Genomic DNA, 5,448 nt, shown 5'->3' on the forward strand with positions numbered 1-5,448 from the left:
GGCCCCATCAAAGTGGGCGTACTGCATTCCCTGTCCGGGACGATGGCGATTTCGGAAACGTCGCTCAAAGACACGGCGCTGATGACCATTGCGCAGATCAACGCAAGCGGTGGTGTGCTTGGCCGTCAACTGGAACCGGTGGTGGTCGACCCTGCTTCCAACTGGCCGCTGTTCGCCGAAAAAGCCCGTCAACTGATCTCGCAAGACAAGGTCGCGGTGACCTTTGGCTGCTGGACGTCGGTGTCGCGTAAATCGGTGCTGCCGGTGTTCGAGGAACTCAACGGCCTGCTCTTCTACCCGGTGCAGTACGAGGGTGAAGAGATGTCGAAGAATGTGTTCTACACGGGCGCCGCACCGAACCAGCAAGCCATCCCTGCCACCGAATACCTGATGAGCAAGGAAGGCGGCGCAGCAAAACGCTTCTTCCTGCTGGGCACGGACTACGTCTATCCGCGCACGACGAACAAGATCCTGCGCTCCTTCCTGCACTCCAAGGGCGTAAAGGACGACGACATTCAAGAGGTCTACACCCCGTTCGGGCACGCGGACTATCAGACGATTGTGGCGAACATCAAGACGTTCTCGCAAGCCGGCAAGACCTGCGTGATCTCGACGGTGAACGGAGACTCGAACGTGCCGTTCTATAAAGAACTCGGCAATCAGGGGCTCAAAGCCACCGATGTGCCGGTCGTCGCGTTCTCGGTGGGCGAAGAGGAACTGCGCGGCATCGATACAAAACCGCTGGTGGGCAATCTCGCGGCATGGAATTACTTCATGTCGCTGAAGAACCCGGAGAACACGAAGTTCAAGGCGATGTTCGCGGACTGGGTCAAGAAGAACAACCTGCCCGGCGGCGACAAGCGCGTGACCAACGATCCGATGGAAGCGACCTTTGTCGGCATCCATATGTGGAAGCAGGCGGCCGAGAAAGCGAAGAGCGTCGATGTCGACAAGATTCGCGTGGCGATGATCGGCCAGAAGTTCGCCGCCCCGTCGGGCTTTACGCTTGAGATGGATGGGAACCACCACCTGCACAAGCCGGTCATGATTGGTGAAGTGCGTGCGGACGGTCAGTTCAACGTCGTGTGGCGTACAAAGACAACGGTGCGCGCGCAGCCGTGGAGCCCGTATATTCCGGGCAACGAAGGCAAGCCGGATGTGGTGAGTTCGATTCCGGATTTCCTGCGTCGGCGCCGCGTGGCTTAAAGGCTTGGGGTTAAGTCTTGGGCCAGAGTCTTGGGTCTAAAGCTATGCCTTAGGTCAAGGCTAAGTCTAAGGCCTGAACCTCGGGCTTGAGCCTTAGCAAGTACGAACTACCAACGTTGAAACATCGAACCGCCGCGCACGAAGCATAAAAACACCCGGCGGCGGTTCATACGAGTCCGGGCAGCACGCAACACATCGTGAACATGTACCACGCCGCCCCGTACTCCGCTCTACCTGACAGGCCATTCATGACTGATTCGATGCTTCGCTTCGCTCGCCGTGGCCTCTGCGCAATCCTGATTGCCTGCATGCCGTTGGTCGCCTTTGCGGCGCTGAGCGCCGATGATCTCGCGCCGCTCGCGGCCGACGACTTCGACGCCAAATCCGCCGCCATCGACAAGCTGATCGCCAACGCCGACGCCCCTTCAATCGCCGTGCTCAACGCACTCTCCGACGGTTCTCTGGTCGCCACCGATGCCGGCAAGGTCTTAATCCAGACCGACGACGGCAACAAGGACCCGCTCACCAACAAGATCGTGGACGCGCCCGATGCGCAACCGGTCACCTTGAACAATCTGCTGCGCTCGAAAGTATCCGGCGCGGTGTCGGGTTTGCAACTGGCATCGCCCGATATCGCTACACGACGCGCGGCCATCGATGAATTGCTCAAGAACGCCGATCCGTCGATCAAACCTTTAGTCGATAAAGCCCGCACCAAGGAAACCGATCCGACACTTAAAAAACGCCTCGATACGCTCTGGGCCACCACCGCCTTACACGATACCGATCCGAACAAACGCCTCGAAGCCGTGCAACTGGTCGCCGCGCGTCACGACCTCGATATGAACGAACTCTTGCGTCCGATCGTCGTCAAGAACGCGGACGGCACCTTCGCCGAACCCGATGCCCGCGTGCGCGCAGCAGCCCAGGCGGGCATTGAAGAGCTGAACTCGATTCAACGGCGCGGCGAGATTGTCGGCACGATCTTCGCGGGTCTGTCGCTAGGCAGCGTGCTCTTGCTCGCAGCGCTCGGTCTTGCGATCACCTACGGCCTGATCGGCGTGATCAACATGGCGCATGGCGAATTCCTCATGATCGGCGCGTACGCCACGTACGTCGTGCAAAACCTCGTGCAGCACTACGCACCCGGCGCGTTCGACTGGTATCCGCTGTTCGCGGTGCCCGTGTCGTTTGCGGCCGCCGCTTTGGTCGGCATTGTGCTCGAACGGCTGGTGATAAAACATCTCTACGGCCGCCCACTCGAAACGCTGCTGACCACCTTCGGCATCAGCCTGATCCTGATCCAGGCAACCCGCACCATCTTCGGCGCACAGAACGTGCAGGTGACGAACCCCTCGTGGATGAGCGGCGGCGTCTCCATCATGCAGAATCTCATATTGCCTTACAACCGCCTGACCATTCTCGGCTTCTCGCTCGTTGTCGTGCTGCTCGCGTGGGTCGTGCTCACCAAGACGCGCCTGGGCCTGTTCGTGCGCGCTGTGACGCAGAATCGCCGCATGGCCGCGTGCGTCGGTGTAAAAACCGCGCGAGTCGATTCGTATGCGTTTGCATTCGGCGCAGGCATCGCGGGACTGGGTGGTTGCGCACTCTCGCAGATCGGCAATATCGGGCCGGATCTGGGGCAGAGTTACATCATCGATTCGTTCATGACAGTCGTGCTGGGCGGTGTCGGACAACTGGCGGGAACGGTGATCGGCGGGTTCGGACTGGGGCTTGTCAGCAAGACGATCGAGCCGTTCTGGGGCGCGGTGCTCGCTAAAATCGCGGTGCTCGTGCTGATCGTGTTGTTCATCCAGAAACGTCCTCAGGGCATGTTTGCCCTGAAGGGCCGCAGCGCCGAGGTTTGAGATGACGACACCCAACGTCTCAGCCAACCTCGATGTTGCGCCGCAACCCGATGAGCAAGCCAGGCGCGAAGGCTTTGCGTTAGGCCTGCCGCCACGTGCTGCGCTTTTACCCCGCAGCGGCTGGATTGCGCTGATCGCGTTCGTGATCGCGATGGGCATCTGCGTGCCGATCGCCGCGCTCGTGCTGCCGGAGTCGAGCACGTTCCACCTCTCCGCGTATTCGATGACGCTCGTCGGCAAGCTTATGTGCTACGCGATCGGCGCATTGGCGCTTGATCTCGTGTGGGGCTATTGCGGCATCCTGAGCCTCGGGCACGCGCTGTTCTTTGCGCTCGGCGGATACGCGATGGGCATGTACCTGATGCGCTCGATTGGCCGCGAGGGCAACTACCAGAGCGATTTGCCCGACTTCATGGTGTTCCTCGACTGGCACAAGCTGCCGTGGTACTGGCAGGGCACGCAACACCTCTGGTACGCGCTGTTGCTGGTGATTGTTGTGCCCGGGGTGCTTGCCTGGATATTCGGCTTCTTCACGTTCCGCTCGCGTGTCAAAGGCGTGTACCTGTCGATCATCACGCAGGCGATGACGTTCGCCGCGATGCTCCTCTTCTATCGCAACGAAACCGGTTTCGGCGGGAATAACGGTTTTACCGATTTCAAGCGCATCGCGGGCTTTCCGATTACAGCAGCGAGTACGCGCACGGTGTTGTTCCTCATGACATTGGGCGTGCTGATTCTGGCGTTTATCGCGGCACGGGCGATCGTGACATCGAAGCTCGGGCGCGTGGTGACGGGCGTGCGCGATGGCGAAGCACGGCTGATGTTCTTAGGTTACAGCCCGCTCGCTTACAAGCTTTTTATCTGGACCGTATCGGCAATTCTGTGCGGCATTGCGGGTGCGTTGTACGTGCCGCAGGTGGGCATCATCAACCCGAACGAGATGTCGCCGGGCAACTCTATTGAAATGGCGATCTGGGTGGCCGTGGGTGGTCGAGGAACCTTGATCGGGCCGATCATCGGGGCGTTCGCGGTGAACGGTGCGAAGAGCTTCTTTACGGCGAACTTCCCTGAATACTGGCTGTTCTTCCTGGGCCTGATCTTTACGCTGGTGCCCTTGTTGTTGCCGAACGGCATCATGGGGCTCATTGATATGGCATTGCGCCGGAAGAAAGCGGGAGGACATTCACATTGACCGCCTACAACGCATTGATCGTGGACCTGCCGCCGCTGCCGGAAATCAACGAGCGTAACCAGAACGGCATCACGGGTCTGGGTCACGTGCTCGAACCGGGCGAAATCGATGTCTCGCACGGCACGATCCTGTATCTGGAAGACGTGACCGTGAGCTTCGATGGTTTCCGGGCGCTCAACAAGCTGACGCTGTCTATCGATGTGGGTGAACTGCGCTGCGTGATCGGACCGAACGGCGCGGGCAAGACCACGATGATGGACGTGATCACCGGCAAGACGCGGCCCGATTCGGGCAAGGTGTTTCTGGGCCAGACGCTTGATCTGACGCGCATGTCGGAGCCGGTGATTGCGCGCACGGGTATCGGCCGCAAATTCCAGAAGCCGACCGTGTTCGAGAATCACCCGGTGTGGGAGAACCTCGAACTCGCGATGAAGACCGACAAGGGGTGGTTAGCCTCGCTCAGATCGAAACTTGACCGCGAGGCACAAGCAAGGATTGAAGAGACGCTGGAACTGATTCACCTTGAAGCCGATGCCACGCGTTTCGCAGGTGAACTGTCGCACGGTCAAAAGCAGCGGCTGGAGATTGGCATGTTGCTGATGCAGCAGCCAGCACTTCTGTTACTCGATGAACCCGCTGCCGGCATGACGGACCATGAAACCATGCAGCTCGCGGAATTGCTGAACAAACTGCGCGGCACCTGTTCGATGATGGTGGTCGAGCACGACATGGAGTTCGTCGCGGCGCTCTCGGGAGACACGGGGCGGGTGACGGTGATGGCCGAGGGCAGCGTGCTCGCGCACGGCACGCTCGATGAAGTGAAGCGCAATGAGAAAGTGATCGAGTCGTACCTCGGTCGATAGAGGAAATACCCATGCTCGAAGTTGATTCCCTCAACCAGTTCTACGGCGGCAGTCACATCCTGCGCGATGTGAAGATGACCGTGCCCGATGGAAAACTGACTGTACTGCTGGGCCGTAACGGCGTGGGCAAGACAACGTTATTGCGCTGCCTGATGGGCGTGGTGCCCACCAAAAGCGGCACGATCTCCTGGCGCGGCGCGAAGATCTCGTCGATGCCGACTTACAAGCGCGTATCGAGCGGCCTGGCTTACGTGCCGCAAGGACGCGACATCTTTGGGCGGCTCACCGTAGAAGAAAACCTGCTGGTGGGCGCGGCGAG

At 59.8% G+C, this 5,448-nt stretch carries 5 protein-coding genes; all 5 read left to right on the top strand.

Annotation, left to right across the window (positions count from 1 at the left end):
• A partial coding sequence (gene urtA / locus HB376_RS40400; RefSeq protein WP_213769278.1) for an urea ABC transporter substrate-binding protein occupies positions 1-1,206 on the top strand: 1,206 nt, incomplete at its 5' end.
• Between the two features lie 308 nt (positions 1,207-1,514).
• Positions 1,515-3,074, top strand: coding sequence for an urea ABC transporter permease subunit UrtB (urtB, locus tag HB376_RS40405; protein ID WP_255631893.1), 1,560 nt, complete (start codon positions 1,515-1,517; stop codon positions 3,072-3,074).
• 1 nt (position 3,075) lies between these two features.
• Positions 3,076-4,266, top strand: a complete 1,191-nt coding sequence (gene urtC / locus HB376_RS40410) for an urea ABC transporter permease subunit UrtC (RefSeq protein ID WP_213769280.1) — start codon at positions 3,076-3,078, stop codon at positions 4,264-4,266.
• A 35-nt stretch (positions 4,267-4,301) separates the two neighbouring features.
• Positions 4,302-5,129 carry an urea ABC transporter ATP-binding protein UrtD gene (urtD, locus tag HB376_RS40415; protein ID WP_255631894.1) on the top strand — a complete coding sequence of 276 codons (828 nt, stop codon included), beginning with the start codon at positions 4,302-4,304 and terminating at the stop codon, positions 5,127-5,129.
• 11 nt (positions 5,130-5,140) lie between these two features.
• The coding region (locus HB376_RS40420; RefSeq protein WP_213769282.1) for an ATP-binding cassette domain-containing protein at positions 5,141-5,448 on the top strand (308 nt) is incomplete at its 3' end.

The sequence above is a fragment of the Caballeronia sp. dw_19 genome, assembly GCF_018449515.1.
Classification (GTDB): Bacteria; Pseudomonadota; Gammaproteobacteria; order Burkholderiales; family Burkholderiaceae; genus Caballeronia.

Coding starts and splice junctions, on each gene's coding strand:
- urtB (WP_255631893.1), top strand. CDS start 1,515: ATGCCGTTGGTCGCCTTTGCGGCGCTGAGCGCCGATGATCTCGCGCCG.
- urtC (WP_213769280.1), top strand. CDS start 3,076: ATGACGACACCCAACGTCTCAGCCAACCTCGATGTTGCGCCGCAACCC.